General features: G+C 72.2%; 24 protein-coding genes. 13 read left to right on the top strand and 11 right to left on the bottom strand.

Annotated features, from left to right (window positions below; translation table 11 throughout):
• Nucleotides 1-59 precede the first annotated feature (59 nt).
• The 3 genes from EUA98_RS09285 to EUA98_RS09275 all read right to left on the bottom strand — a co-directional run bounded on the left by EUA98_RS09285 (nucleotide 60) and on the right by EUA98_RS09275 (nucleotide 3,447).
• Nucleotides 60-308, bottom strand: a complete 249-nt coding sequence (locus tag EUA98_RS09285) for a cation transporter (RefSeq protein ID WP_130102399.1) — start codon at nucleotides 306-308, stop codon at nucleotides 60-62.
• A 102-nt stretch (nucleotides 309-410) separates the two neighbouring features.
• The gene (locus EUA98_RS09280; RefSeq protein WP_242511367.1) at nucleotides 411-2,150 is read right to left on the bottom strand and encodes a glycoside hydrolase family 9 protein; all 1,740 of its coding nucleotides are present in this window, start codon (nucleotides 2,148-2,150) and stop codon (nucleotides 411-413) included.
• A 238-nt stretch (nucleotides 2,151-2,388) separates the two neighbouring features.
• Nucleotides 2,389-3,447 carry a phosphotransferase enzyme family protein gene (locus EUA98_RS09275; RefSeq protein WP_165372779.1) on the bottom strand — a complete coding sequence of 353 codons (1,059 nt, stop codon included), beginning with the start codon at nucleotides 3,445-3,447 and terminating at the stop codon, nucleotides 2,389-2,391.
• Nucleotides 3,448-3,726: 279 nt separating this feature from the next.
• On the opposite strand from EUA98_RS09275, the gene EUA98_RS09270 reads away from it, so the two are divergent.
• The 3 genes from EUA98_RS09270 (at nucleotide 3,727) to EUA98_RS09260 (ending at nucleotide 7,449) form a co-directional block, all read left to right on the top strand.
• The gene (locus EUA98_RS09270; protein ID WP_130102404.1) at nucleotides 3,727-5,241 is read left to right on the top strand and encodes an amino acid permease; all 1,515 of its coding nucleotides are present in this window, start codon (nucleotides 3,727-3,729) and stop codon (nucleotides 5,239-5,241) included.
• A 61-nt stretch (nucleotides 5,242-5,302) separates the two neighbouring features.
• On the top strand, nucleotides 5,303-6,667 hold the full coding sequence (locus tag EUA98_RS09265; protein WP_130102396.1) for an aspartate aminotransferase family protein: 1,365 nt from the start codon (nucleotides 5,303-5,305) through the stop codon (nucleotides 6,665-6,667).
• Nucleotides 6,664-7,449: a GntR family transcriptional regulator gene (locus EUA98_RS09260; RefSeq protein ID WP_130102395.1), complete on the top strand. Its 786-nt coding sequence runs from the start codon at nucleotides 6,664-6,666 to the stop codon at nucleotides 7,447-7,449. Before EUA98_RS09265 ends, EUA98_RS09260 begins: the two co-directional genes overlap by 4 nt.
• 31 nt (nucleotides 7,450-7,480) lie before the next feature.
• Here the strand turns inward: EUA98_RS09260 and EUA98_RS09255 are convergent, their stop codons facing one another.
• A complete protein-coding gene (locus EUA98_RS09255; RefSeq protein ID WP_207219028.1) occupies nucleotides 7,481-8,128 on the bottom strand; it encodes a class I SAM-dependent methyltransferase in 648 nt (215 codons plus the stop codon).
• A gap of 42 nt (nucleotides 8,129-8,170) precedes the next feature.
• Between EUA98_RS09255 and EUA98_RS09250 the strand changes: the two genes are divergently transcribed.
• From EUA98_RS09250 to EUA98_RS09230, 5 genes are all read left to right on the top strand, one after another.
• Nucleotides 8,171-8,968 (top strand): transglutaminase-like domain-containing protein, encoded by a 798-nt coding sequence (locus EUA98_RS09250; protein WP_130102393.1) that lies wholly within the window; start codon nucleotides 8,171-8,173, stop codon nucleotides 8,966-8,968.
• A gap of 156 nt (nucleotides 8,969-9,124) precedes the next feature.
• Entirely contained in the window at nucleotides 9,125-9,859 is a 735-nt protein-coding gene (locus EUA98_RS09245) for a CPBP family intramembrane glutamic endopeptidase (RefSeq protein ID WP_130102392.1), read from the top strand.
• A 104-nt stretch (nucleotides 9,860-9,963) separates the two neighbouring features.
• A complete protein-coding gene (locus EUA98_RS09240) occupies nucleotides 9,964-11,196 on the top strand; it encodes a lycopene cyclase family protein (protein ID WP_130102391.1) in 1,233 nt (410 codons plus the stop codon).
• Between the two features lie 30 nt (nucleotides 11,197-11,226).
• Nucleotides 11,227-13,086 carry a dihydroxy-acid dehydratase gene (ilvD, locus tag EUA98_RS09235; protein ID WP_130102390.1) on the top strand — a complete coding sequence of 620 codons (1,860 nt, stop codon included), beginning with the start codon at nucleotides 11,227-11,229 and terminating at the stop codon, nucleotides 13,084-13,086.
• A gap of 76 nt (nucleotides 13,087-13,162) precedes the next feature.
• The gene (locus tag EUA98_RS09230) at nucleotides 13,163-13,732 is read left to right on the top strand and encodes a DUF6544 family protein (RefSeq protein WP_130102389.1); all 570 of its coding nucleotides are present in this window, start codon (nucleotides 13,163-13,165) and stop codon (nucleotides 13,730-13,732) included.
• An 86-nt stretch (nucleotides 13,733-13,818) separates the two neighbouring features.
• On the opposite strand, the gene EUA98_RS09225 is transcribed toward EUA98_RS09230, so the two are convergent.
• A complete protein-coding gene (locus tag EUA98_RS09225) occupies nucleotides 13,819-15,387 on the bottom strand; it encodes an aspartate:alanine exchanger family transporter (protein WP_130102388.1) in 1,569 nt (522 codons plus the stop codon).
• A gap of 51 nt (nucleotides 15,388-15,438) precedes the next feature.
• Nucleotides 15,439-15,783, bottom strand: coding sequence for an ArsR/SmtB family transcription factor (locus EUA98_RS09220; RefSeq protein WP_130102387.1), 345 nt, complete (start codon nucleotides 15,781-15,783; stop codon nucleotides 15,439-15,441).
• A 100-nt stretch (nucleotides 15,784-15,883) separates the two neighbouring features.
• Here EUA98_RS09220 and arsD point away from each other — a divergent pair, with 100 nt between their 5' ends.
• From arsD to EUA98_RS20065, 4 genes are all read left to right on the top strand, one after another.
• Nucleotides 15,884-16,276: an arsenite efflux transporter metallochaperone ArsD gene (arsD, locus tag EUA98_RS09215; RefSeq protein ID WP_130102386.1), complete on the top strand. Its 393-nt coding sequence runs from the start codon at nucleotides 15,884-15,886 to the stop codon at nucleotides 16,274-16,276.
• Between the two features lies 1 nt (nucleotide 16,277).
• On the top strand, nucleotides 16,278-18,110 hold the full coding sequence (gene arsA, locus EUA98_RS09210; RefSeq protein ID WP_130102385.1) for an arsenical pump-driving ATPase: 1,833 nt from the start codon (nucleotides 16,278-16,280) through the stop codon (nucleotides 18,108-18,110).
• 211 nt (nucleotides 18,111-18,321) lie between these two features.
• Nucleotides 18,322-18,864 carry a thiamine pyrophosphate-binding protein gene (locus tag EUA98_RS20070; RefSeq protein WP_242511366.1) on the top strand — a complete coding sequence of 181 codons (543 nt, stop codon included), beginning with the start codon at nucleotides 18,322-18,324 and terminating at the stop codon, nucleotides 18,862-18,864.
• Nucleotides 18,865-18,883: 19 nt separating this feature from the next.
• Entirely contained in the window at nucleotides 18,884-20,098 is a 1,215-nt protein-coding gene (locus EUA98_RS20065) for a thiamine pyrophosphate-dependent enzyme (RefSeq protein WP_242511368.1), read from the top strand.
• Here EUA98_RS20065 and EUA98_RS09200 read toward each other — a convergent pair whose 3' ends face one another.
• The 5 genes from EUA98_RS09200 to EUA98_RS09180 form a co-directional block, all read right to left on the bottom strand.
• A complete protein-coding gene (locus EUA98_RS09200; RefSeq protein ID WP_130102384.1) occupies nucleotides 20,099-21,274 on the bottom strand; it encodes an ABC transporter ATP-binding protein in 1,176 nt (391 codons plus the stop codon).
• A complete protein-coding gene (locus tag EUA98_RS09195; protein WP_130102383.1) occupies nucleotides 21,271-22,140 on the bottom strand; it encodes an ABC transporter permease in 870 nt (289 codons plus the stop codon). The genes EUA98_RS09200 and EUA98_RS09195 overlap by 4 nt, the downstream gene beginning before the upstream one ends.
• Nucleotides 22,141-22,145: 5 nt before the next feature.
• Nucleotides 22,146-22,943, bottom strand: a complete 798-nt coding sequence (gene modA / locus EUA98_RS09190; protein WP_130102382.1) for a molybdate ABC transporter substrate-binding protein — start codon at nucleotides 22,941-22,943, stop codon at nucleotides 22,146-22,148.
• Between the two features lie 60 nt (nucleotides 22,944-23,003).
• Nucleotides 23,004-23,408 (bottom strand): TOBE domain-containing protein, encoded by a 405-nt coding sequence (locus EUA98_RS09185; protein WP_130102381.1) that lies wholly within the window; start codon nucleotides 23,406-23,408, stop codon nucleotides 23,004-23,006.
• Between the two features lie 146 nt (nucleotides 23,409-23,554).
• The gene (locus tag EUA98_RS09180; RefSeq protein WP_130102380.1) at nucleotides 23,555-24,121 is read right to left on the bottom strand and encodes a Dps family protein; all 567 of its coding nucleotides are present in this window, start codon (nucleotides 24,119-24,121) and stop codon (nucleotides 23,555-23,557) included.
• 249 nt (nucleotides 24,122-24,370) lie between these two features.
• Here EUA98_RS09180 and EUA98_RS09175 point away from each other — a divergent pair, with 249 nt between their 5' ends.
• Nucleotides 24,371-25,018, top strand: coding sequence for a DUF4389 domain-containing protein (locus EUA98_RS09175; RefSeq protein WP_130102379.1), 648 nt, complete (start codon nucleotides 24,371-24,373; stop codon nucleotides 25,016-25,018).
• The last annotated feature ends 38 nt before the right edge of the window (nucleotides 25,019-25,056 follow it).

Genomic DNA, 25,056 nt, shown 5'->3' with positions numbered 1-25,056 from the left:
CTGCCGCAACTCCGTCTTTGTGGTCCTGAGCGGACAATCTTGAGCGTGCCATATCCACGCTAAGCGACACAGTACACGTGTTCGGGCACCGACTGCCCGGCGCAGTGGTAGCCGCAGTCCCGCACCCAGCCGCTCAGCGCGGCGACGTTGGTCCGGTCGGGGTCGTAGGTCACGGTGGCCGTCTGCGAGACCGCGTTCACCGTGACAGCCAGGACCCCCGGCCGGCGCCCGAGGGTCCGTTCGACGGCCGCGCTCGAGGTCGCCCACTGCAGGCCGCCGACTTCCAGGACGGTGGTCTGGCCGGTCATGGTTCGGCACCTCCGGGGTGTCTGCGCGCTGCTCGCGAAGTACTACCGATGGTGTCCTGCGCCGACCCGCGGTGCACCCGGGGCGCAGCTCGCGTCAGCGGGTCAGGCGCTCACCTGATCGGCCACGAAGGAGGCGACCCAGTGCAGCGGAGCGTTCCAGTTGATCGTGATCTCGTTGGTCGACCACGAACCGATGTCGTCGACGTAGCAGACCTGTGCCGCGCAGCCGGCCAGCGGCGCCGCGAGGGGATCGCCGGTGCCGGCGGCCGTCGAGTTCGGGCCGCCCGCGACGGATCCCCGCGGCGGGTGCGGCGAGGTCGCGTCGAGCTGGTGGGCGTACATCCGGCTGTGCTGGTTCTGGCTGAACACCTGGCCGTAGCCGGTCACGTAGGAGAGGTTCAGGGCGTTGCGTCCGAACAGGTAGTCCAGGCTGCGCAGCAGCCCGTCCCGGAACCGGTCTGCGCCGGACAGGTCGTACGCGGTCCCCAGCACCTGCATGTTGTTGAGGATCGACCCGTTGGAACCCCACGCGTACTGGCCGCCGTCGGGTGCGTAGACCTGGCCGAAGGGTTGCGTGGCCTGCGCGGCGAGGTAGCCCTCCGCCGCGTCCAGGACCGAGTCCTGGACGTCCGTGCGGCCGGGCAGAGCGCTCGGCACCATGGCGAGGTCCATCCGGCCGAGCGCGCCCACGGTGGCCCAGTTGAACCCACCGGCCGGGAACACGTCGGCGGTGTGCACGGCGGAGGCCAGGACGTCGTCGCGGTAGTCCCGGTCCCCGGTGGTGAGGTAGAGCTCGGCGGCCGCCCAGTAGAACTCGTCGGAGACGTCCGCGTCGTCGTACGGCCCGCTGCCCGGGTTCGGGTCCACCGCCGGGTTCGGCGCCGGGGCGTACACCTCCGGGTTCGCCTGCGCTGCGGCGTACGCGGTCCGGGACGCTGCCAGCAGGCGCGCGGCGAGATCGTCGTCGTACGCCGCGAACAGCCGGGCCCCCTGGGCGGCGACGGCGGCGAGGTTGAGGGTCGCGGCGGTCGACGGACGGTAGAGCACCCGGGGCTGGGGATCGTCGGCCGGCGCCAGGGGCATGCCGGTCCAGTCCGCGTCCGCCACCTTGTGGTGCACCATGCCCGCCATCGGGCGGCCGGGCTGGACCTGCATCTTCAGCATCCAGTCGAGCTCCCAGCGGACCTCGGCGAGCAGCTCAGGGAGCGGACCCGCCGGTTCGGCCGGCCGCGCGCGCTCGAAGGCCGCCATGAGCTGCGCGACCGCGATGCCGCCGTTGACGACGTACTTGCCGTGGTCGCCCGCGTCGTACCAGCCACCGCTCACGTCGGTCAGACCGTCGCACGTCCATGGCTCGTCGTACAGCCGCTGCGAGTCGTCGTCGAGCCCCTGGCACGGCACGGCGACGTCGCCCTGGTTCGGTGCGACCCCCAGGTGCCCCGCCGCGCGGCCGTAGCCCGGGGCGACGTCGTCGGAGATCGCCATCCCGCTGCGCTGGACGTAGAAGAACCTCAGCGCGTCCGCGGTCAGGGTGCCGTAGGCGGAGGTCGCGATGTCGAACGGGTAGCTGGCCTCGCCGTCGGCGACGATGGTCAGGCCCGCGCCCGGCGCCGAGTAGGACCCGAAGTCGATGGTCTGCACGCTCAGGCCGCTGCTCGGGTCGAGGCCGTGGGGCGTGGTCTCGCCCGAGGTGAGGACCGTCCCGGTGCCATCCGTCAGCCGCCATCGCGTCGGTCCGGTCGCCTCGGTGACCAGCGTCGCGCCCTTGGGGCCCTGCGGGAGGTAGCCGACCTGGTTGACCCGCACGCGCGGTGCGGCGGCCTGCGGATCGAGGTCTGGCACGACGCCTCCGGTAGGTGTGACGGCACTTCCGGTGGGTGTCTGGGCTGGTGCGGACGGCACGGCGGGTCCCGTACAGCCCAGCAAGAGCGCGGTCCCGGCAACCAGCGCCAGCGCGCCAGCCTGTCGCTCGTGCCGGATCCTGCGGGCGGTCACCGGGTCCCTTCGACGGTGGAAGCGTTCCCATGCTAGTAGTCCCGACCGACGCGGCGGGCGGGCTCGCCGACCAGCGTGGCGTCCGTCAGTCGATCAACCAGGTGGGCGAGCGGAGGTAGCGCTGCGCGACCTCGAGGGTGCCCGACTTCTGGGCCGACCACAGGGCCGGGGGCAGGGCATCTTCCCGGTGCGTGGTGGTCCACCCGAGCATCTGCAGCCGCCGGATCATGGACAGGTCGCACCCCAGTCGCAGCTGAGCGGGGCTGAGGGGACGAACCTGCGTGTAGCCCTCGATCCACCGGGTCGCCATCGTGCCGGCGTCGACCATGTGCTCCATGAACGTCAGTGCCGAGGCGAAGTCGTACAGGAACCACGAGAAGCCGCAGTCGTCGAAGTCGATGACCGTGAGCCGGTCGGCGTCGATCATGATGTTCGACGGCCGCAGGTCGGCGTGGATCAGGCCCCAGGTGTCCGCCGTGCGCGGGGCGCCGGCGAGGCTCGCGAGGGCCGCGGCCTCCGCCGCCGCCACGATCGCGAGCTCGTCGGGCTCGTAGCCCACGTCCTGCCAATGGCCCCAGCGGCAGCCCGGCCCGACCATGTCCGTGAGCTCCCAGGAGTGCCGTCGGAACCCGGCCGGCGGGGTCCAGCGCGCCGCGTGGTCATGCAGCAACGCGGTCGTGCGTCCGATCTCGCGGTAGTACGGGACCGGATCGGTGACGTCCTCCAGGATCGTTCCGGCCACGTAGGAGTAGCTCACGCACCACCAGGTCACCCCACGCTCGTCCGGGACGACGGCGACGAACGACCCATCGACGGTCGGCAGGCCCTGGGGAACGGGCACGAGCCCCGACGACGACAGCGTGCTGACCCAGGCGACCTCGGACTCGAACGCCGCGGCGTCGGCCATGTACCCCGGCCGGGCCACCCGCGTGACCGCGATCGGGGCCCCGTCCGACGCGACGAGGAAGGTGGCGTTCTCGGAGACGGTGATCATCGTCACGGTCGTCCTGACCGGATCGAGGCACCAGGCCCGAACGATGCCGGCGAACAGCCAGTCCGGCGCCGGTGCTGACCGGGCCAGCGACTCGAAGAAGTCCGCGGGCGCGGCGGGCGCCGCAACCTCCAGAAACTGATCGATGCTCATCGGGTTCCTCTCCAGCGCGAATGACTGCGGGAGGGTTTGGCGGTAGGCCCGACTGTAGGGGCCAACCCGGCCCGGCGGCAGCCATCTTTGCGATTTCTTCGGCCCGATTCGCCGATGTTTACCGGCCATTAACACGCGCCCCCGGCTTGGTAACACGGCGCTAACACGCGAGCCGGATTTCGCCTTCCGGCGCCCACCACGATGGTCATTGACACACACCAGGGCTTGGCGGTCCGGGAACCGGTCGACAACGTGGAGGAAATCGTGAGCAAGGTCGAGATGGACGGCAGGGTGGGGACCTCGAGCGTGTCGGGCGTGACCTACGCCCCCGCCGTGGACGGCTACTTCGAGAAGCGCGGCCTGGTCCGCTCCGCCGGCTTCTGGGGACTGTGGGGCATCGGGATCGCCGCGGTGATCTCCGGCGACTTCTCCGGCTGGAACTTCGGCATCGACGTCGCGGGCTGGGGCGGCTTCGTCGTGGCGACCGCGATCGTCGCGATCATGTACTTCGGGATGCTCTTCAGCATCGGCGAGATGTCGGCCGCGATGCCCCACACCGGCGGCGCCTACTCGTTCGGCCGCGCGGCCATGGGCCCGTGGGGCGGGTTCATCACCGGTCTGGCCGAGACGGTCGAGTACGTGATGACCACCGCCGTGGTGGTGTTCTTCTCGGGGCAGTACGCCGACTCGATCACCTCGACCCTGTTCGGGGTGTCACTGCCCGCATGGTGCTGGTGGCTGATCATCTACGGCGTGTTCCTCGCGATCAACGCCGCGGGCGCCGAGGTGACCTTCAAGTTCGCGATGGTGGTCGCGATCATCTCGCTCGGGGTGATCGTGATCTTCGCGGGGATGGCCCTGACGTCGTCGGCGTTCGACCTCGGCAAGCTGTTCGACATCACACCCGATGCGGGCCAGAGCACCTTCCTCCCGCACGGCATCACGGGCGTCTTCTACGCGCTGCCGTTCGCGATGTGGCTGTTCCTCGGCATCGAAGAGCTGCCGCTCGCGGCCGAGGAGTCGCACACCCCGTCGCAGGACATCCCGCGAGCCGGGATCTGGGGCATGGTCACGCTCGTGGTCAGCGGCGCCCTCGTCGTCGTGCTCAACCCCGCCGTCACGGGCTCGGCCGCCCTGAGCACCTCGGGCGAGCCGTTGCTCGACGGCTTCCGCGCGATCCTGCCCAACAGCGACCTCGCCGCGGTGCTCTCCGCGTTCGCGCTCGTCGGCCTGCTCGCCTCGACCCAGGGGATCATGTACGCCTACGGCCGGAACATCTACTCCCTGTCCCGCGCCGGGTACTACCCGAAGGTCCTGTCGCTCACCGGCACCCGCAAGACGCCGTGGGTCGCGCTGCTCGCGGGCGCCGTCATCGGCGTCGTCGCGCTCTTCCTGGTCCAGTACGGGGCGGCCGAGGCCGGCAGCGTCGTGCTCAACATCGCGGTCTGGGGCGCGGTCATCGCGTACGTGCTGCAGATGGTCTCCTTCGTCCTGCTGCGCCGGAACTTCCCCGACAAGCCTCGCCCGTACACGAGCCCCACGGGCATCCCGGGTGCGGTCGTCGCCGGCCTGCTCGCGCTGACGATCCTCGTGGGCGTCATGCTCAACCCGGACTATCGGCTGGCGATCATCGCGATCGCCGTGGTGTTCGCGATCGGGCTGACCACGTTCGCGCTCTGGGGACGCAACCACCTGGTGCTCTCCCCCGAGGAGGAGTACGCCCTGGGTGGCGGCGACGATCCGGCCGCGGCGCCCCGCGCGGACGCTCGGCTGGACGAGCCCGAGCGGGTCTGAGCCGGCCCGCCGCGCTGGTCTTCACCGCACTGCACGCACGACGAACCGAGGAGGAGCACCCGTGGCAACGCGCTCGACGATCATGGACACCAACAGCTTCCGTCCAGGGGCGACCGACGAGCTGCCGGAGTCGATCCGACGGCTCGCGGCCCGCCGCGAGCGCGTGCTCGGGCCCTCCTACCGGCTCTTCTACCGCGAGCCGGTGCACCTCGTGCGCGGCGAGGGTGCGCACCTGTTCGACGCCGACGGCCAGCGCTACCTCGACGTCTACAACAACGTCGCCTCGGTCGGGCACTGCCATCCGCGGGTCGTCGCGGCGGTGCAACGGCAGGCGGCAGCGCTCAACACCCATACCCGCTACCTGCACGGGGCGATCGTGGACTACTCCGAGGACCTCCTCGGCACGCTCCCGGACGCCATCGACCAGGTGATGTTCCTGTGCACCGGGTCGGAGGCGAACGACCTCGCGATCCGGGTCGCTCAGGCGTACACCGGCGGCTCCGGGGTGATCGTCACCTCGGAGGCCTACCACGGCAACACCATGCTGACCTCGGGGATGTCCCCCGCGCTGGGCACCGCGCAGCCCCTCGGGCGGGACGTGCGCACCGTGCCCGCCCCCGACGGCTACCGCCTCGCCGCCGCGGGGCCGGCGCCAGGCGGGGGCAACGACCTCGGCCGGTGGTTCGCCGACCAGGTCGCCGCTCAGATCGCCGACCTCGAGCGGCACGGCACCCGGTTCGCGGCGTTCCTGGCCGACTCGATCTTCTCGTCCGACGGCGTGTTCCCCGATCCGCTCGGGTTCCTCGCGCCGGCGATCGAGGTCGTGCACCGCGCGGGCGGCGTGTTCATCGCCGACGAGGTCCAGCCCGGTTTCGCCCGCACCGGCCAGGCGTTCTGGGGCTTCGAACGTCACGGGGTCGTCCCCGACCTCGTGACGATGGGCAAGCCCATGGGCAACGGCATCCCGATCTCCGCGATGGCCGCGCGGGGAGAGGTTCTCGCGGCCTTCGGGGACTCGATCCCGTACTTCAACACGTTCGGAGGCAACCCCGTCTCGATCGCGGCCGCCCAGGCGGTGCTCGACGTGATCCGGGACGAGGAGCTCCAGGCGCACAGCTCACGGCTCGGCGCGCAGATGCTCGCCGGCCTGCGCGCGGTCAGCGCAGACCACCCGGCCGTGGGCGACATCCGCGGCACCGGCCTGTACATCGGGGTCGACATCGTCACCGACCCCATGAGTCGCCGCCCCGACCAGGCCGCCGCGCTCGAGATCGTCGAACGCCTGCGGATGCGGCACGTGCTGACGTCGGTGTGCGGGGCCGGCGGGAATGTGCTGAAGCTGCGCCCCCCGCTCGCCTTCTCCTCCGCCGACCTCGACCTCTTCCTCACGGCCTTCGAGGAAGTCCTCGCCACCCTGCCGACATGAGCGCCCCCGTCGACGAGCTGTGCGGCCAGATCCGCGCGCTGATCCGCCACGACGAGGTGCGCCCGGGCGACCGGCTCGGCGACGAACGGTCGATCGCGATCTCGCTCGGCGTACCCCGCTCGCGGCTGCGACAGGCGCTCGACCGGCTCGAGGAGGAGGGCGTCGTGCGGCGGCGGATCGGCCGCGGCGGCGGGATCGTCGCCTCCGACGGCCGCCTCGAGCGCAACCTCAGCACGATCGAGGGCCTGCCCGTGATCGCCCGCCAGCAGGGGATCCGGCTCGAGACGCGGATCCTGCGGGCCGAGGTCGCACTCGCCTCGGGCCAAGATCAGCGGCTGCTCGACCTCACGCCGAACGACTACGTGTATCGCCTGCTGCGGCTGCGGCTCGCGGACGGCCGGCCGCTCTCGCTCGAGGCCTCACGGCTGCCGACGGCGACCTTCCCGAACCTGCTGCTGCAGGACCTGTCGAGCCTGTACGCGGTGCTGAGCTCGCACTACGACGTGACGCCCGCGGTGAGCGACGAGACGCTCGAGGTGGTGCTCGCCGACGACGAGCGCGCGGGACTGCTCGAGGTGGCGACCGGGACGCCGCTGATCTACGTGCACCGGACCACGGCCGACGCCGCGGGGCGGCCCATCGAGATCGGCCGCGAGTACTTCATCGGCACCCGGGTGCGGTTCCACCTGCGCAACTACGGCTTCGTGCGGCACCCGCACCGCGACCCGGGCGGTTCAGACGATCTGCTCCCCGCGCGTGCGGCTACCCCGCGACCCCGCTGAGGTCGCCGTGCGCGTCCGCCGCTCCCCCGGGCTAGGTCGGCGCGGTGTAGATGAGGGAGTACCGCCAGAACAGCCGTCGGCGGACACGAGCTCCCGGCAACGCCCGGGTGGCGGCGGCGCGGATCTCGGCGAGCGTGGTCTGCGGTGGCACCGTCGGCGCCGTCAACGCGACACGCGCGTCCGAGCGTCGGACCGACGTCAGCCAGCCCACGATCATGTTCGCCGGGATCGCCACCGCGTCGACCCACCGGTCGGTGCGGGTAGCCGCTCGGTAGCAGCCGACGATCACGAGCGTCCCGTTGGGGGCAAGGAGTAGCCGCAGCCGCCGCAGGGCGGCGTCGAGCGGCAGATGGTGCACGACGGCGATCGCCGTGACCACGTCGTACTCGTCGCCCTCGGGGACCTCCAGCAGATCGAGCACCCGAAAGGCCGCCGTCGGGAAGGTCGCCGAGAGGGCACGGGCGAGGTCGATCACCCCGGGCTCGACGTCGATGCCCCCCGCGACGCCGGCCCTGCCCGCCAACGCGCGGACCAGGTTCCCCGTGCCGCACCCGACGTCGAGGGACGTCGCGAAGCGCACCGGCAGGTGCCGCAGGATCCAGCGGTGGTAGAAGTCGTTGTGACTCCACGGGTGGGCCGCGTTGAAACGGTCGATTCGCTGGACGACTGTGGTCGGCACGTCTCGCACCCTCCCACAGCCCCGGATGCAACGATGACCGTCATGCGACGCACCGTCTCCGCCCATCTCGAGCTCGATGTGCTCGAACCGGCGGTCCTGGCCCTCCTCGTCGCCGTCGCCGACGGCGCCTACGAACGCACCGATCGGCTTGCGGTGACGTGTGACGGCCGGCTGCTGGACGTGACCGGGCTCGCCGAGCCGCACGGAACCCGGATGCACCGGGTGCAGGCACCCGTGGGTCGGCTGATCGTCGACTACGACGCGACCGTCGTCGGCACGGATCGCCTCCCCGCCGCGAACGAGCACGAGGCGATCACCTACCTGCGCCCCAGCCGGTACGCCGAGTCCGATCGGCTGATCGGGCTCGCGAACGTCGAGTTCGCCGGGCTGTCGGGCACCCGGCTGCTCTCGGCCGTCGGTCAGTGGGTCGAGGCCCACGTGGCCTACGTCGCGGGTAGCAGCGCACCGACAGACGGCGCCGTCGACACGCTCCTGAGCGGCAGCGGGGTGTGCCGCGACTTCGCGCACCTGACCGTGAGCCTGCTGCGCAGCATGGACATGCCCGCGCGGCTGGTCGCCGTCTACGCGCCGGGGCTCATGCCGATGGACTTCCACGCGGTCGCCGAGGCGCTGCTCGACGACGTCTGGCACGTCATCGATGCGACGCACCTCGCTCCGCGCGGCTCGATGCTGCGGATCTCGACCGGCCGCGACGCTGCCGACACCGCCTTCCTCTCCACCCACCACGGTCAGGTCACGCTCCTGTCCCAGGAGGTGACGGCCACCGTCGACGGCGACCTGCCCATCGAGGACTGGTCGGAGGTCGTCGAGCTGCGGTGATTCGGGTCCACTTTGCGGACCTCCGCAGGTTCTCCACCTGACCGACCCCGAATCGGTTCATGCCTCACACCGGACCGGCACCGTAGGCGGCAAATCCGACGTTTCGGCCTGACAAAATTGGTGGATGTGCTTCTCAGCGGGTCAGATCGGTATCGGATGACTCTCGCTGTCGGTGAGGGCGCGGTGCGGGCCCGGCGGCCCGCCATGATCGCGACCGGTGTCGTCGTGGCCGCCCTGGTGGGCGTGAACCTGGCTCAGCACGTGCTCGGCGGAGCCGTGTGGCTGGGTCCGGTGGGTGCCGCAGCCCTGCTCGTCTTCGCCCGCCTGAGCGGATTGAGCTGGTCGCAGCTCGGCCTGCACCGCGATCGGCTGCGGTCCGGCGCGAGGTGGGGGCTCGGCGCCATCGCCCTGGTGGCCGTGGTGTACCTGATCGGGGTGGTCCTGCCGCTGACCCGGACCGCCTTCCTGGACGCGCGCTACCACCTCGGTGTGCCTGGAGCACTGGTCTCCGCCTTCGTCCTCATCCCGGTCAGCACGATCCTGCTCGAGGAGGTCGCGTTCCGCTCGGTGCTCTGGGGGATGCTGGCGCGGCACGCCAAGATGTCGCGGGTGCTGCTCACGTCCTCGGCGCTGTTCGGGCTGTGGCACATCTTGCCGTCGCTGCACTTCGCGTCGTCCAACCGCGGGGTCGGCGACGCGATGCGCGGAACGGGCACGGCCGCGGGTGTCCTGGTCATCGTGGGAATCGTCGCGTTCACAGCGCTCGGTGGCGTGGTCGCGGGTGAGCTGCGCCGCCGCAGCGGCAGCGTGCTGGCCAGTGCCGGCATGCACTGGGCCACCAACAGCCTCGGTGTGCTCTTCGGCCTGCTCGCCTGGCGCCTGGCCGGCTGATCCGCCGGGCAGCGACGTCGGCGCGGCGAGCTCGGCGCGGCGAGGTGCAACGGCGGCGTCCGAGCGCTTGACTTGGTCGACGATCGCCGACGAATCGAGCACTGATGAGCACGCCCGCCGACCGACGAGCCGCGCTCCCCGCGCACTGCGACGCGGTGATCGTCGGCGGGGGCGCCTCCGGCCTCGCCCTGGCCGGTCACCTCGCCCGCAGCGGGTACCGGCAGCGCACGGTCCTCATCGTCGAGGACGGTTCCCGCCCCCTGGACGATCGAGCCTGGGCGTTCTGGTCCAGAGCCGACGCGACCTGGTCCCCACCCGAGGCGACCCTCCCGGCCGCGGACCCGAGCACCTTCGACCGGTTCTGGATCCGCACCCACGACGTCGCCCACCTGGTCGAGCTGGACACGTACCGCTACCAGGTGATCCGCGGCCGGGACCTCGACAGTGCGACGGAGACGGCCCTGCGGGGTGCGCCGGGGTTCGCCCGGGTCCGCGGGCACGTCACCGAGGTGCGCGACGGACCCCAGCACGCGAGCGTCGTCGTCGACGGGCACACGGTGCGGGCCGACTGGGTGTTCGACAGCGTCGGGTGCCCCGACCCCGGCCTCGCCACGACCAGCCGGCCTCGTCCCGAGATGGCACTGGTGTTCACCGGCCGCCGCATCGAGACCGAGACCGACACGTTCGACCTGGCGCCCACGCTGATGGACTTCCGCACGCCGCAGGGCCCCGACCTCGCGTTTGTCTACGTGCTGCCGACCTCGGCGCGCGTCGCCCTCGTCGAGCACACCCGCTTCACCGCCTCCGCCGCACACCCCACTGGGGTCGACGAGACAGCGCTGGACCTCTACCTGCGCGACGCCCTGGGACTGGGCGCCCACCGCGTGCTGTCGGTCGAGCGCGGCACGATCCCCTTGGCCACGCACCGCCCCCGCCCGCCGGGCCGCCGGGTCGTGCCCATCGGCACCCCCGCCGGGATGGTCAAGGCGAGCACCGGCTACGGGTACGCGCGGATCCAGCGCCACAGCGCCGCCCTGGCCTCGTCGCTGGCCGCCCATGGGCACCCGTTCGACGTGCCGACCTCGCCGGCCCGGTTCCGCACACTGGACCGGGTGCTGCTCGAGACGATCCACCGGGACCCCGCCCGGGTGGTCGACGCGTTCGTCCGGCTCTTCGCGGCCAATCCCGGGGACCGCGTGCTGAAGTTCCTCGACGAGGACTCGACCCTCAAGGACGAGCTCGCCACGATCCGCACGCTGCCCCCCGCACCGTTCCTGCGCACCATGGCCACCCTGGCCACAGGACGTGCCGGCGGGGTGCGACCCCCGCTGGAGTGACCGACGGCGCCGGTGTGCTGGACTATGGGCATGCCTGCGCTCCGCTCTCGAACAGTCACCCACGGCCGAAACATGGCCGGCGCCCGCGCGTTGCTCATGGCGAGCGGGGTGGAGCGCACCGACATCGGCCGCAAGCCGATCATCGCCGTCGCGAACAGCTTCACCGAGTTCGTGCCGGGCCACACCCACCTGCAGCCGGTGGGCCGGATCGTGTCCGCGGCGATCAAGGGCGCCGGCGGCATCCCCCGGGAGTTCAACACCATCGCCGTCGACGACGGGATCGCGATGGGGCACGGCGGGATGCTGTACTCGCTCCCCTCGCGCGACCTGATCGCCGACTCGGTCGAGTACATGGTTCAGGCCCACTGCGCCGACGCCCTCATCTGCATCTCCAACTGCGACAAGATCACGCCCGGGATGCTCATGGCGGCCCTCCGGCTAAACATCCCGACGGTCTTCGTCTCCGGCGGTCCGATGGAGGGCGGCAGCGCGACCCTCTCCGACGGGACCGTCCGGCACGGGCTCAACCTCGTCTCGGCGATCTCCGACGCCGTGTCCGGCGACGTCTCCGACGCGGACATCGCCCGCATCGAGGCCGCGGCCTGCCCGACGTGCGGGTCGTGCTCCGGGATGTTCACGGCGAACTCCATGAACTGCCTCTTGGAGGCGCTCGGCCTGGCCCTGCCCGGGAACGGATCGACCCTCGCCACCCACACCGCGCGGCGCGCCCTGTACGAGGAGGCCGGGCGCACCATCGTCGAGATCACCAACCGCTTCTACGACCACGACGACGAGTCCGTCCTGCCTCGATCGATCGCCACCCACGCCGCGTTCGACAACGCCATGTCCCTGGACATCGCCATGGGCGGGTCGACCAACACCGTGCTGCACCTGCTGGCCGCAGCCCGGGAGGCCGAGCTCGACTACACCCTGCGCGATATCGAGGCCCGCTCGCGCGTCGTGCCCTGCATCTGCAAGGTCGCACCCTCGAGCAGCTACCTCATGGAGGACGTCCATCGCGCTGGCGGGGTCCCCGCGATCCTCGGCGAGCTGCACCGCCAGGGACTCCTGCACGACGACGTCCACACCATCCACGCCGCGTCCCTCGAGACCTGGCTCAAGGACTGGGACGTCCGCGGCGGTTCGCCGCGGGCCGAGGCCGTCGAGCTGTTCCACGCGGCGCCGGGCCGGGTTCGTTCGGCCACGGCATCCTCCCAGTCCGAGCGCTGGTCGAGCCTGGACCTGGACGCGGAGACCGGCTGCATCCGCGACGTCGCGCACGCGTACAGCGCCGACGGCGGCCTCGCCGTGCTGTGGGGCAACCTCGCCGAGAACGGCAGCATCGTCAAGACTGCCGGCGTCGACGAGTCGATCCTCACCTTCACCGGACCCGCGCTCGTCGTGGAGTCCCAGGAGGCCGCGGTCGACGCCATCCTGAGCGGCACAGTGAAGGCCGGGGATGTCGTCGTCGTGCGCTACGAGGGGCCCCGGGGTGGTCCGGGCATGCAGGAGATGCTCTACCCGACCACCTACCTCAAGGCCCGCGGCCTGGGCGCGGCCTGTGCGCTCATCACCGACGGCCGCTTCTCCGGCGGGACCTCGGGGCTGTCGATCGGCCACGTCTCGCCCGAGGCGGCCGCCGGCGGCACCATCGCCCTGGTCGAGAACGGCGACACGATCACCATCGACATCCCGAACCGCACGATCCGCCTCGAGGTGCCCGACGCCGCTCTCGCCGAACGCCGCACCCGCCTGGAGGCCGTAGGCGGGTACCAGCCGATCGGCCGGGACCGCGTCGTGTCCACCGCGCTGCGCATCTACGCCGCGATGGCGACGTCCGCCGATACCGGGGCCGTGCGCGATCTGGACCGGCTCGTCGGCGGGCGCTAACACGTTCCATGACCACCCGTTGCGGCACGATGCGGGCTCTGTGACGCGACGGCCAGGTCCGCAAGAGAGTGGACTGATGACGAGCTTCCGCGCCGAACACCGCCGCCGGACCGAGGCCGCGCTCCGCGAGCAGCTCGCGGGGGCGGTCGTGACCGAGGCCGATCTGGCGCGCCTGCCGGGGCTGGTCGCGGCCCACGTCCGCCGGTCGGGTGCGGTCGGCCACCCGCGCGTGGTCAGCTTCCGGGCACGCGTGCATGGCCGGATCCGCGCGGGCTCGACCGCGCCATGGATGACGTTCACCGGCGAGCAGGTCAACACCTGTGGGCCGCAGCCCAGCCGGGTGTTCATCATGAAGGCCCGGATGTTCGGCCTGCCGGTCGACGTCTTGCATGTCTTCGCCGGCCCGGCCGCCTCGATGCGGGTCAGGCTGTGCTCGCTCGTGCCGATGGTGAACGCGGCGGGCCCGGACCTGCGCCGGGCCGAGACGGTGACGGTGTTCAACGACCTGTGCGTCCTGGCCCCGGCCGCCCTCGTCGACGCCGCGGTCGTCTGGGACGCCGTCGACGACGACACCCGTGCGCGACGTCCGCTCCATCGACGGCCGGCTGCTCCCCACCCGGGGCGAGGGCCGATGGCACGCACCTGACCCGGAAGGCGAGTTCACCTACATCGAGTTCAGCGTCGACGACATCTCCTACAACCCCCGCGCCCGCGAGTCGCGCCGTCGACCGATCAGAGGGCGACGATGACCTGGGCGAGCAGGATCTTGGCGATGATCGCCAGGGCGAACACGGCCGCGTAGCCGGCGTCGACCCGGGCGTCGACGATGCGGGAGTTTGCGAACGCGAGGATCGCCGGCTGGCCGACGAAGCCCGCCAGGCCGCCGGCGGCGCGCGCCGAGCTCAGCCCGACCAGTCGGGCGAGCACGACGAACAGGACAGCACCGACGGACACGACCACGGCCGCGGTGAGCCCGACGCGCAGCCCGAGCGGCGTGAAGGCCTGGGCCGCGAAGGCCTGCCCGGAGGCCAGGCCGGTCGCGGACAGGAACAGCAGCAGCCCGAGCTGGCGGATGATGAGGTTCGCCGGCTTGGGCAGGACCCACACGAGCGGCCCGGTGCGCTCGAGGCGGCCCAGGACCATGCCGACCACGAGCGGCCCCGCCGCGGCGCCCAGGGCGAACTGGATCCCGCCGGGCAGCGGGACCGAGATGAGTCCGAGCAGCAGGCCCAGCACCATCCCCACCCCGAGCGAGAGCGCATCGACCTCGCTGACCTTGCGCTCGGAGTCGCCGAACAGCGCGGAGACCTCGGGCATCTCGCCGCGCGGGACGATGACCCGCACCCGGTCGCCCAGCTCGAGCACGAAGTCGTCGGACGCCAGCTGGTCCAGGTCGCCCCGGCGGATGCGCGTCACGATGCCGCCGAAGCGGCCGGGGATGTCGAGGTCACCGACGGTGCGCCCGGCGACGTGGGGGTCCGAGACGATGAACCGTCGGTAGTCGACGTCGCTGCGGTCGTCGGCGATGTGGCGCGCGACCTGATGCCCGAGGTGCTCGGTGGCGAGCTGCACCGCCTCCCCCGGGCCCACCACGACCACCAGGTCGCCCACCCTGAGCTCTTCACCGGCCACCGCCACGCGGGTGCGGCCGTCGCGCGCCAGGTAGGAGAACCGCACCGACCCGTCACGGAACTGCGGCACGTCGCGCAGCAGACCGGGGCGTTCCACCTCGACGCTGATGTTGATCAACCCGTCGTTCCCCGCGTCGGGATCGCGCCGGGCGCGCCAGGTCCGCCCGGCGGTCAACGCGACCACGAGGATGGTGACCGTCACGCCGACCGGATACGCCAACGCGTAGCCGACGGCGGGCTCCTGGCTCCCGCCCGCGCCCGCGGTCGCGGCCGCCAGCGCCGGGGTGCTGGTCAGGGCGCCGGAGAAGATGCCCGCGCCCATGGCCGTGGAGATCCCGAGGAGCCGGCCGAGCGCCAGGGTCGACAGGGCCGCGGCGACGAGGATCACCACCGCACCGCCCATCAGCGGCAGCTGGCGACGCAGGTCGCGGAAGAACTCCCGCCCGGCGGCCAGGCCGACGGTGTAGACGAACAGGGCGAGCCCGAGGCTCTGGATCAGACCGAGCCCCTCCCCCAGCTGCGGATCGAGCGCCCCGACCGCGAGGCCGACGAACAGCGCGCCAGCGGCCCCGAACCGGATCGGGCCGAACGGCACCGCGCCGAGCAGCGTGCCGAGGGAGAGGACGACCAGGAGTGCCAAGAGCGGGGAGGAGACCAGCGCGGTCAGCACCGAGCGCTCACCGGCTCCGTGGCGACCCGTAGGCAGATGGTGGCGCTCCGGTCAGGACGCACAGGCCGGCCGCAGCCTCGCGGTGGACGCGGAGTCCAGTGCGATGCCCTGCAGCCGACGGAGCGACTCGGTGAAGACCCCGGGAGTGAGGCGGTACCAGGTGAAGCGGCCCTCGGCCTCACTGAGCACCACCCCCGCCTCGCGCAGCAGCCGCAGGTGGTGGCTGATCGTCGTCTGCTTGGCGCCGGTGAGCTCGATCAGGTGGCAGGTGCACAGCTGCTCGCGGGACAACGAGTCCACGATCCGCAGCCGCAGCGGGTCCGCGAGCAGCGCGAACTGCGCGGCCAAGGACGTCAGGCCCGCAGGTGACACCTCGATGGAGACGGACGGGCTCATGCGCCGAGTCTAGCTCACATCAGCCGTCTTTGATATCAGTAACTGCTGATGTAGCGTGAAGACCACAGTCCGATCGTGATCGAGGCAGGGAGAGTTCGACGTGGCAACGGTAGAGATCTTCGATCCGGCGATGTGCTGCTCGACCGGCGTGTGCGGCACCGACGTGGACCCGACGCTGTCGCGGTTCGCGGCCGACGTCGACTGGCTCGCGGCCCAGGGCGTCACCGTCCAGCGCGCGACCCTCGCCCAGGAGCCCGGCAAGTTCGTCACCAACCTGCTGGTGCGCAACGCGCTCGAGGTCATCGGCACCGGCGCACTGCCCGCGATCGTGGTCGACGGCGTGCTCAAGTCCACCGGCGCCTACCCCGCGCGCGACCAGCTCGCCGCCTGGGCCGGGGTGACCGAGACGAAGGTGCCCGCGGGGCTGCCCACGTCGACGACGGCTCTGCCCATGGCCGACGGCGGCTGCTGTGGCGGCGGCGGGTCCTGCTGAGATGACGCTTGCGCCGGCGCCGATCACGGCACGGGTCGGCCACGACCAGCTCCTGACCGCTGTGCTGACCGATCCGACCCGGTACCTGTTCTTCACCGGCAAGGGTGGCGTCGGCAAGACCTCCTGCGCCGCGGTCTCGGCGATCGCGCTGGCCGACGCCGGGTTCCGGGTCCTCATCGTCTCGACCGACCCGGCCAGCAACCTGGTCGAGGTCTTCGCGATGGCCGACGTCTGCGGATCGGCGCCGACGGCCGTACCGGGCGTCCCGGGTCTGGACGTGGTGAACATCGACCCGGCCGTCGCAGCGGCCGAGTACCGCGAGCGCGTCGTCGGCCCCTACCGGGGCGTGCTGCCGGCCGACGCGGTCTCCTCGATCGAGGAGGAGCTGTCCGGGTCGTGCACCGTCGAGGTCGCGGCGTTCAACGAGTTCGTCACGCTCCTGACCGACCCCGCCATCGCCGCCGCCTACGACCACGTCGTCTTCGACACCGCACCGACCGGCCACACCCTGCGCCTGCTCGGCCTGCCCGCCGCCTGGACCGGGTTCCTCGAGACGAACACCGCCGGTGTCACCTGCGTCGGCCCGGTCTCCGCGCTCGGCCAGGCCCAGGAGGCCTACGCCGGCAGCCTCGCCACCCTGCGCGACGCCGAGCTGACCACGATGATCCTGGTGACCCGGCCCGAACCGTCGGCGCTGGCCGAGGCAGCGCGCGCCGCCCACGAGCTCGACGAGCTGGCCATGACCAACCTGCGCCTCATCGTCAACGGGCTGTTCACCCCGGCGGGAACCGACGACGCGATCGCCCGGGCCCGCACCGACCGCGAGTCCCGCGCACTGGCGAACCTGCCCGCGGCGCTCGACCGGGTCCGGTCGGTCGACACCGTCCCCCTGCTCGCCCGCGCCCCGATGGGCGTCGACGGCCTCCGGGCGGCCCTCCACCCGACGCCGTCCGACCCGACGTCGTCCGACGGCGTGCCGCCGTCGATGGCGGCAATGCCCCCGATCGCGTCGACCTCGCTGCGCGACCTGGTCGACGTCGTGGCCGCTGCGGGTCCCGGGATCGTCATGACGATGGGCAAGGGCGGGGTCGGCAAGACGACGGTCGCCGCCGCCATCGCCCTCGCGCTGGCCGATCGCGGCCTGCCGGTGTCGCTGACGACCACCGACCCGGCCGCGCACGTGAACGACGTGCTGCCCGATCCGCCCTCGAACCTGACGATCACCCGGATCGACCCCGTCGCCGAGACGGTGGCGTACACCGCCCACGTCCTGGGCACCGCCGGGTCCCAGCTCGACCCCGCCGCGTTGGACCTGCTCACCGAGGACCTGCGCTCGCCGTGCACGGAGGAGGTCGCGGTGTTCCACGCCTTCGCGCGGACCATCGCCGACTCCGGCGACCGCTACGTGGTCATCGACACCGCCCCGACCGGGCACACCCTGCTCCTGCTGCAGTCCTCGGCCTCCTTCGCCCGGCAGGCCGAGGCCTCTGCCCGGGCCGACGTCGACAGCCCGGCGGGCCGCCTCTTCGGCTCGCTCAGCGATCCCGACCACACCCGCATCCTGCTCGTGGCCCTGCCGGAGGCCACCCCCGTCCACGAGGCCCAGGAGCTGCAGGCCGACCTGGCCCGCGCGGGTCTGGCGCCCTACACCTGGGTCGCCAACAGCGCCCTGTCCGCGACCACCACCACCGACCCCGTGCTGCTCGCGCACGCCGCGCAGGAGTCGCGCTGGCTGGCCGAGATCGCCCGCTCGAGCCCGCACTCTCCGGTGGTCACCGGCTGGGTCCCCCAGATCCCCGCCGGCGCCGACGGGCTGCGCCAGCTCACCGACTGACAAGGGCTCCGGACCGCGCGTCGGCGACGCACCGATCCCGGTTGCCACGGGGCACCCCCCGCGGCAGGCTGGATTGGCACCCTCGCGGAGGTACGTATGTCGCAGAACCTGCACCCCGGACCCGAGGCCACCACCAGGACGCACGACGCCGGAGACGAACCGAACCGGGACTGTGGCAGATTCCCTCGTGCGACGGTTGCGGGAGTGGGGGGTGCGCCGCATCTTCGGCCTGGCCGGCGACGGCATCGACCCGATCGTGGCGGCGCTGCGCCGCGCGGAGCCCGAGATCGAGCTCGTGACCGCGCGCCACGAGGAGATGGCCGCGTTCATGGCAACCGGTCACGCCAAGTACACCGGCGAGGTCGGGGTGTGCCTGGCTACCCAGGGGCCCGGTGCGATCCACCTGCTGACCGGTCTGTACGACGCGAAGCTGGACCGCAGACCGGTCGTGGCCATCATCGGTCAGATCGTCTCGACCGCGCTGGGTGGCGGCTACCAGCAGGAGGTCGACCTGCACACCCTGTTCAAGGACGTGTGCGGGCAGTACCTCCAGGAGGTCACCGGCCCGGAGCAGGTTCACCTCGTGGTCGACAACGCGGTACGCACCGCGATCGCGACGTCGAGCCCGACCTGCGTCATCGTGCCCCACGACATCCAACGGGCGCCGGCGCACGAGCACGACGGACCGGCGCACGGGATCGTCCGGACCTCCGCCGTGGTGACCCGACCCCGGGTCGTGCCCGCAGCAGCGTGATCTCGATCGCGCGGCGGAGCTGCTCCGTGCGGGTCGTCGACCCGCGGTCCTCGTCGGTCAGGGCGCGTACGGCGCGGCCGCCGAGGTGCTCGACGTCGTCGACCGGCTGGGCGCCGGGATCGCCACCTCCCTGCTGGGCAAGCCGATCCTCGACGAGTCCCTGCCGTTCCACTGCGGGGTCATGGGCCACCTCGGCACGACGGCGGCGGCGGACCTCCTCGCCGCCTGCGACACCCTGCTCATCATCGGCAGCAGCGACCCCTGGACGGAGTTCTACCCCCCGGTCGGCCAGGCACGAACCGTCCAGATCGATCTCGCGGCCCGCAACCTGGGCGCGAAGTACCCCGTGGAGGTCGGCCTGGCCGGGGACACGGCCGAGACCCTGCGCGCCCTGGCGCCGATGTTCACCGCTGCGCCCGTGCCGGGACCCGCACCCGCGCCGGGACGGGAGTGGCGCTCGCAGGTCGAGGGCATGGTGGCCTCCTGGCACGACGTCCTCGACAGCCGGGTCCACACCACGGCGGAGCTGCTCAACCCCCAGCTCGTGGTGCACGAGCTGTCCGCGCACCTGCCGGCCGGCACGCAGGTGGCCGTCGATGTCGGGTCGGTCACGTACTGGTACGCCAGGTTCCTGCGGCTGGGGCCGGACATGCCCGCGCACCTGTCGAGCACGCTGGCGTCGATGGGATCGGCGATGCCCTACGGCCTGGCGGCGAAGCTGTACCGGCCGGACCGGCCCGTGGTCGCCCTCGCCGGGGACGGCTCGATGCAGATGAACGGGCTCTCGGAGCTGATCACCGTGGCGGCCCGGTGGCGACAGTGGGCCGACCCGCGCTTCGTCGTGCTCGTTCTGCACAACGGCGACCTGGCCGAGGTCTCCTGGGAGCAGCGTGAGGTGGAGGGCGACCCGAGGTCCGCGCGGTCGCTGGCGGTCCCGACCTTTCCCTATGCGGGATATGCCGAGCTGCTCGGCCTGCGCGGCCTGCGGATCGGTGCTGCGCGGGAGGTCGGCCCCGCCTGGCGCGCGGCGTTCGCCTCCGACCGGCCGTGCCTGGTCGAGGCGGTCGTGGACCCCGACGTCCCGCTGCTGCCGCCCCGGCAGGCCGAGGACGACGTGACCCAGACGATCCGTGCCCTGCGCCTGGAAGGCAACGTCACCGCCGCGGTCCAGCTCCGGCAGCAGCGCAGGCAAGAGGCGCACCACCCGGCCGCCGGCCGTCCGGGAGGTCCGTGATCAGGGCCGCCGGGCGACGGGGCCGAGGTCGGGGTAGGCCATCACCTCGGTGGCCTTGGCGGTGAGCCAGACCGGCTGCCCCGGGGTGAGGCGGAGGTCGGCCACGGCCGCGGGGGTGATGTCGACCAGCGCGGACGGGGCGCCGTCCACGGCGACCCGGACGCGGTCGGTCAGCAGCTCGAGCCCGGCCACGACGCCCGTCCAGGTGTTGCGCGGGGAGCCGGCGTCGGGCCGCCGCGTGTGCACGGAGATGGCCGACGGCGCCAGCACGACGAGCAGCCGGTCGCCCGGCGCCCCGGCGAAGGTCACCTCGCCGTCGTCGTCCGCGCCGGCCGAGCCGTGACCGGCCGCGTGCAGGGTGCCGCCACCGTCGAGGTCCACGCGGCGGGTGACCGGGTCGCTGAGCGTGCCGGGGTAGAGGTTGAGGCCGACCAGGCGGGCCACGTAGTCCGTGGCGGGCCGGCGGGCGACGTCGGTCGGGCTGCCCACCTGGACGACCTGGCCCGCCTCCAGCACGAGGATCCGGTCGGCCAGCACCATGGCCTCGAGCGGATCGTGGGTGACCAGGATGCTGGGACCCGCGAAGGCCGACAGGTGCTGCCGGAGCTCGCCGCGGATCTCGAGCCGCGTGCGGACGTCGAGGGCGGCGAGCGGTTCGTCGAGGAGCAGCAGCCGGGGATCGCTGGCCAGTGCCCGGGCCAGCGCGACCCGCTGCGCCTGCCCGCCCGACAGCTCACCCGGGCGGCGGGGGGCGAACCGGTCGAGCCCGAGCCGGTCGAGCCAGTTCGCGGCGTCCCGTCGGGCACGGTCCCGGGCGACACCGCGGGCGCGGGCGGAGAACGCGACGTTGTCCAGCACGGACAGGTGCGGAAAGAGCCGATAGTCCTGAAAGACCACCCCGACGCGGCGGTCGACCGCGGGCACGAAGACGCCGGCGCCGGCGTCGTCCCAGGTGTGCGCCCCGACCTGGATGCTGCCCGCAGTGAGGGCACGGAGTCCGGCGAGGGTGCGAAGCAGGGTCGTCTTGCCCGCGCCGTTCGGGCCGAGGACGGCCAGGACCTGGCCGGGGGCGACCGCCAGCTCCGCCTCGAGCCGGAACCCACCGCGGTCCACGACGACGTCGGCACGCAGCGCACCCGACGGCGCGGCCCCGGCAGCCTCGCCGTGCCTGGTCACAGGCTCGTCCCCGGATGCAGCCAGCGCTCGCGCAGCAGGGCCAGCACCGCGATCGAGACCACGAGCAGCACGAGGCTCAGGGCGACCGCCGCGTCGGGATCCCGCTCCAGGGCCTGATAGACGGCCAGCGGCATGGTCTGGGTGACGCCGGGCAGGTTCCCCGCGAACGTGATCGTGGCACCGAACTCCCCCAGCGCCCGGGCCCAGCACAGCACCGCGCCGGCGATCAGGCTCGGCCCGATCAGCGGCAGCGTCACCCGGCGGAACGTCGTGAACGGGCGCGCACCCAGGGTCGCCGCCGCCTCGTCGAGGCCGAGGTCGGCGGAGCGCAACGCCCCTTCGACGGTGACGATGAGGAACGGCATCGCGACGAACGTCTCGGCCACGATCACCCCCGCCGTGGTGAACGGCAGCGTGATCCCGAACCACTGGTCGAGGTGCTGCCCGATGAAGCCCCGGCGCCCGAGGGCGAACAGCAGCGCCACCCCTCCGACGACGGGGGGCAGCACCAGGGGCAAGGTCACCAGCGCACGCAGCAGGCTGCGGCCGGGGAACCGGGCGCGGGCGAGCACCCACGCCAGGGGCACCCCGAAGAACACCGAGATCACGGTCGCCGCGCTCGCGGTGACGAGCGACAGCCGCAGCGCATCGAGCGCGCCGGACTCGACCAGGATCCGCGGCAGGCCACGCCACGGCGCGCGCAGGAGCAGCCCGACGAGCGGGAGCAGGAGGAAGGCCACCGCGACGGCCGCCGGCGCGGCCAACGGCCACGGCGTGCGGCCCGTCACGTCCGCGATCGAGCGCGTCCGGGCACCTCGCTGGCCGGGCGGCCGGGTCGGCGGAGCCTTCTGGGCTGGTCGGGCCATCGGATTCACGGCGCCAGGAACCCGGCCGCGCTCAGCACGCTCGTGCCCTCGGCTGACATCACGTAGGCGACGAACGACCGGGCCAGCTCGGGTGACCTCGATGCGCTCAGGGTGGCGATCGGGTAGCGGGTGCCGGCGTTGACGTCCGCGGGGATCGCCACGCCCACGACGTCGTCCCCGGCCGCCAGGACATCGGTGACGTACACCACGCCGGCATCGACCTCGCCGAGCCGGACCTTCGTCAGCGTGGCCTTGGCGTCGGCCTCGAGCGTGATCGGGCTGACCGTGATCCCCGCGTTGGCGAACACGCTCGCCGCGACCGCTCCGCACGGCACGTCCGGCTGGCACAGCGCGACCTTGACCGCCGGGCGTGCCAAGTCGGTCAGCGCCGTGATGTGCGCGGGGTTGTCCGCGGGCACGGCGATCTCCATGGCGTTCTGCGCGAACACGGTCGGCTCGTCGGCGCCCCCGGCATCGACCACGGCGTCCATGTTCTTCTGCGACGCGGAGGCGAACACGTCGGCCGGGGCCCCTTCGGTGATCTGGGTCGCCAGGCCCGAGCTCGGCCCGAAACTGAACGTGATCGACGCGCCGGGGTTGGCCGCCTCGAACGTCTCGCCGAGCGTCGTGAACGTCCCCGTCAGCGACGCGGCGGCGAAGACCATGATCTCGCCGCTGAGGCCCGGGCTCGCCGACGGCGCCGGCGCAGCGCCGCCAGGATCGCCGTTGGGCAACACCCCGCACCCGACCAACGCCATCAAGACCACGCCGACGGCGGTCAGGGCCAGGGGAAGGCGACGCATGGGGCTCTCCAGGGAACTCGGGGCACGACAGATCGGGGGTGACGAGACGAGCCGACGGGCTCAGCTGTCGGGGATCTCCACGACGACGTTCGTCGACTTCACGCTCGCGACGGCGAGCACCCCCGGTTCCAGCCCCAGGTCGTCGGCCGCCTCGCGGCTCATCAGGGAGACCACCCGGAACGGTCCGGCCTGGATCTCGACCTGGGCCATCACCGTGTCCCGAACGACCTTGGTCACCAGCCCGGTGAAGTGGTTGCGGGCCGACTGGCGGTTGATCCGCGGAGACCGGAGCGGGCTCTCGGCGGCGAGCTCCTCGGCGAACCGGGCGAGCACCGCCCCGTCGATCGCCTGGCGCCCGGCGGCGTCGGCGGTGCTCTCCAGCCGGCCGACGTCCACCCACCGGCGAACCGTGTCGTCGCTGACGCCGAGCAGCGCGGCGGCCTGCAGGATCCGGATCAGGGCCATGCCAGCACCCTACCCGCACCCGCGGAGTCCGGGGAGCGTTGGAGGCGCGAATACGGGGAAGCGTTGCACCATGCACCGTAGATGCGGCGAGGCCGTCGGCACCGGGGTAGGCCCCGGTGCCGACGGCCTCTGGTTCCCTGCTAGTGCTAGCTGGCTGCGCCGGCCTTGCGCGCCGCACCCCGTTCCGTCGTGGCGCCGTCCGTGCTCAGCGCTCCGCTCGAGGACTCGAGGTGCGCGCGAACGAACCACTGGAACAGCTCCAGCTCGTGCAGGTGCCCGATCAGGAGATCGTTGGTGACCGAGTCGCTCTCCTCGGTGTCCGCGGCCGCCTTCCGGTGCGCGGTGATCACACCCTCGTACACCTCGTCGAGCGCCCCCAGGTGCTCGATGGCGCCCGCTCGCCCGATGGAGTAGTCGTCCCACGTGCGCTCGGCGACCAGGGCACCCGGCGTGCCGTGCGGTGCCACGCCGAGGGTCGCGATGCGTTCCGCGGTCGCATCGACCATCATCCGGACGGCGTCGACCTGCGGATCCAACATCTCGTGCACGGCGATGAAGTGGGGCCCCACGACGTTCCAGTGGATGTGCTTGAGGGTCAGGGCGAGATCGTTCAGGGCGTTCAGGCGCTCCTGGAGCACCTTCGCGACCTGGGAGCCCTCCTCCAGGGACAGCGAGGGGACGGTGAACTTCGGCAGATGCGTGGCGCGGGCCATGGGACTTCCTTCCAGGTGCAGTGCGGGAATCGACAGAGTTCCCCAGACGTGGACGGCGCCGAATCTAGGCACCGTCCTCGCTCCTCGCAACCGGAGGGCACGCACTCGCTCGGCCGGCTGTTGCCCGGGAGGCATGGCCCGCGACCCCTCGCCTGCCCCGGTCGCAGCGACGCGTCCCAGTTGCAGTGACAGAGTGTGGGGAGAGCCCTGTCAGGCCACGGCGGGCCGCCATCTGATCTTGGAGCTCACATGACGGCACAGCCCGCGGCCTGGGACTACCCCGCACGCCTCCAGGTCGACTACGTGGACCAGCACGACCGGGTGACCACCCTGTTCCGCATCTTCCTGGTCATCCCGATCGCCATCGTCAGCGCCGTCCTCACGGCCGGCACGACCGAGACCGTCTACGACTCGGCCGGTGAGGTGGTGCGCACCTCGAGCGGCGGCATCGCCGCCGGCCTGTTCGCCGCGACCCTGCTGATGATCCTCTTCCGGCAGCGCTACCCGCGCTGGTGGTTCGACTTCGCCCGGGAGCTCGCCCGGTTCGGCACGCGCATCGGTGCGTACGTCGCGCTGCTCACCGACAACTACCCCTCGACCGTCGAGGAGCAGAGCGTGCACCTCGAGATCGACTACCCCGACGTCGAGCACGACCTCAACCGCTGGCTCCCGCTGGTGAAGTGGCTGCTCGCCATCCCCCACCTCGTGGTCCTCATCCTGCTGTCCGTGGGCGCCTTCTTCGCGATCATCATCGCGTGGTTCGCGATCCTGTTCACCGGGCGCTATCCGCGGGGACTGTTCGACTTCGTGGTCGGCGTCGCCCGCTGGTGGCTGCGTGTCGAGGCATACGCGTTCCTCCTGGTGACCGACCGCTACCCGCCCTTCTCCCTCGACTGACCCCTGCTCCCTCGACTGAGCCAACCGGTCGGGGCTAC

This window comes from Pengzhenrongella frigida (assembly GCF_004168625.1).
GTDB lineage: Bacteria > Actinomycetota > Actinomycetes > Actinomycetales > Cellulomonadaceae > Pengzhenrongella > Pengzhenrongella frigida.
The sequence above is the reverse complement of the archived record's forward strand: the minus strand, read 5'-3'. Positions and strand labels throughout refer to the sequence as shown.

Excerpts from the sequence above, each read along its gene's own strand:
- EUA98_RS09275 (WP_165372779.1), bottom strand. The coding sequence starts at position 3,447 with ATGAGCATCGATCAGTTTCTGGAGGTTGCGGCGCCCGCCGCGCCCGCG.
- EUA98_RS09220 (WP_130102387.1), bottom strand. The coding sequence starts at position 15,783 with ATGAGCCCGTCCGTCTCCATCGAGGTGTCACCTGCGGGCCTGACGTCC.
- ilvD (WP_130102390.1), top strand. The coding sequence starts at position 11,227 with ATGCCTGCGCTCCGCTCTCGAACAGTCACCCACGGCCGAAACATGGCC.
- EUA98_RS09195 (WP_130102383.1), bottom strand. The coding sequence starts at position 22,140 with ATGGCCCGACCAGCCCAGAAGGCTCCGCCGACCCGGCCGCCCGGCCAG.
- arsA (WP_130102385.1), top strand. The coding sequence starts at position 16,278 with ATGACGCTTGCGCCGGCGCCGATCACGGCACGGGTCGGCCACGACCAG.
- EUA98_RS09260 (WP_130102395.1), top strand. The coding sequence starts at position 6,664 with ATGAGCGCCCCCGTCGACGAGCTGTGCGGCCAGATCCGCGCGCTGATC.
- EUA98_RS09185 (WP_130102381.1), bottom strand. The coding sequence starts at position 23,408 with ATGGCCCTGATCCGGATCCTGCAGGCCGCCGCGCTGCTCGGCGTCAGC.
- EUA98_RS09240 (WP_130102391.1), top strand. The coding sequence starts at position 9,964 with ATGAGCACGCCCGCCGACCGACGAGCCGCGCTCCCCGCGCACTGCGAC.
- EUA98_RS09230 (WP_130102389.1), top strand. The coding sequence starts at position 13,163 with ATGACGAGCTTCCGCGCCGAACACCGCCGCCGGACCGAGGCCGCGCTC.
- EUA98_RS09270 (WP_130102404.1), top strand. The coding sequence starts at position 3,727 with ATGGACGGCAGGGTGGGGACCTCGAGCGTGTCGGGCGTGACCTACGCC.
- EUA98_RS09175 (WP_130102379.1), top strand. The coding sequence starts at position 24,371 with ATGACGGCACAGCCCGCGGCCTGGGACTACCCCGCACGCCTCCAGGTC.
- EUA98_RS09250 (WP_130102393.1), top strand. The coding sequence starts at position 8,171 with ATGCGACGCACCGTCTCCGCCCATCTCGAGCTCGATGTGCTCGAACCG.
- EUA98_RS09180 (WP_130102380.1), bottom strand. The coding sequence starts at position 24,121 with ATGGCCCGCGCCACGCATCTGCCGAAGTTCACCGTCCCCTCGCTGTCC.
- modA (WP_130102382.1), bottom strand. The coding sequence starts at position 22,943 with ATGCGTCGCCTTCCCCTGGCCCTGACCGCCGTCGGCGTGGTCTTGATG.
- EUA98_RS09285 (WP_130102399.1), bottom strand. The coding sequence starts at position 308 with ATGACCGGCCAGACCACCGTCCTGGAAGTCGGCGGCCTGCAGTGGGCG.
- EUA98_RS09245 (WP_130102392.1), top strand. The coding sequence starts at position 9,125 with ATGACTCTCGCTGTCGGTGAGGGCGCGGTGCGGGCCCGGCGGCCCGCC.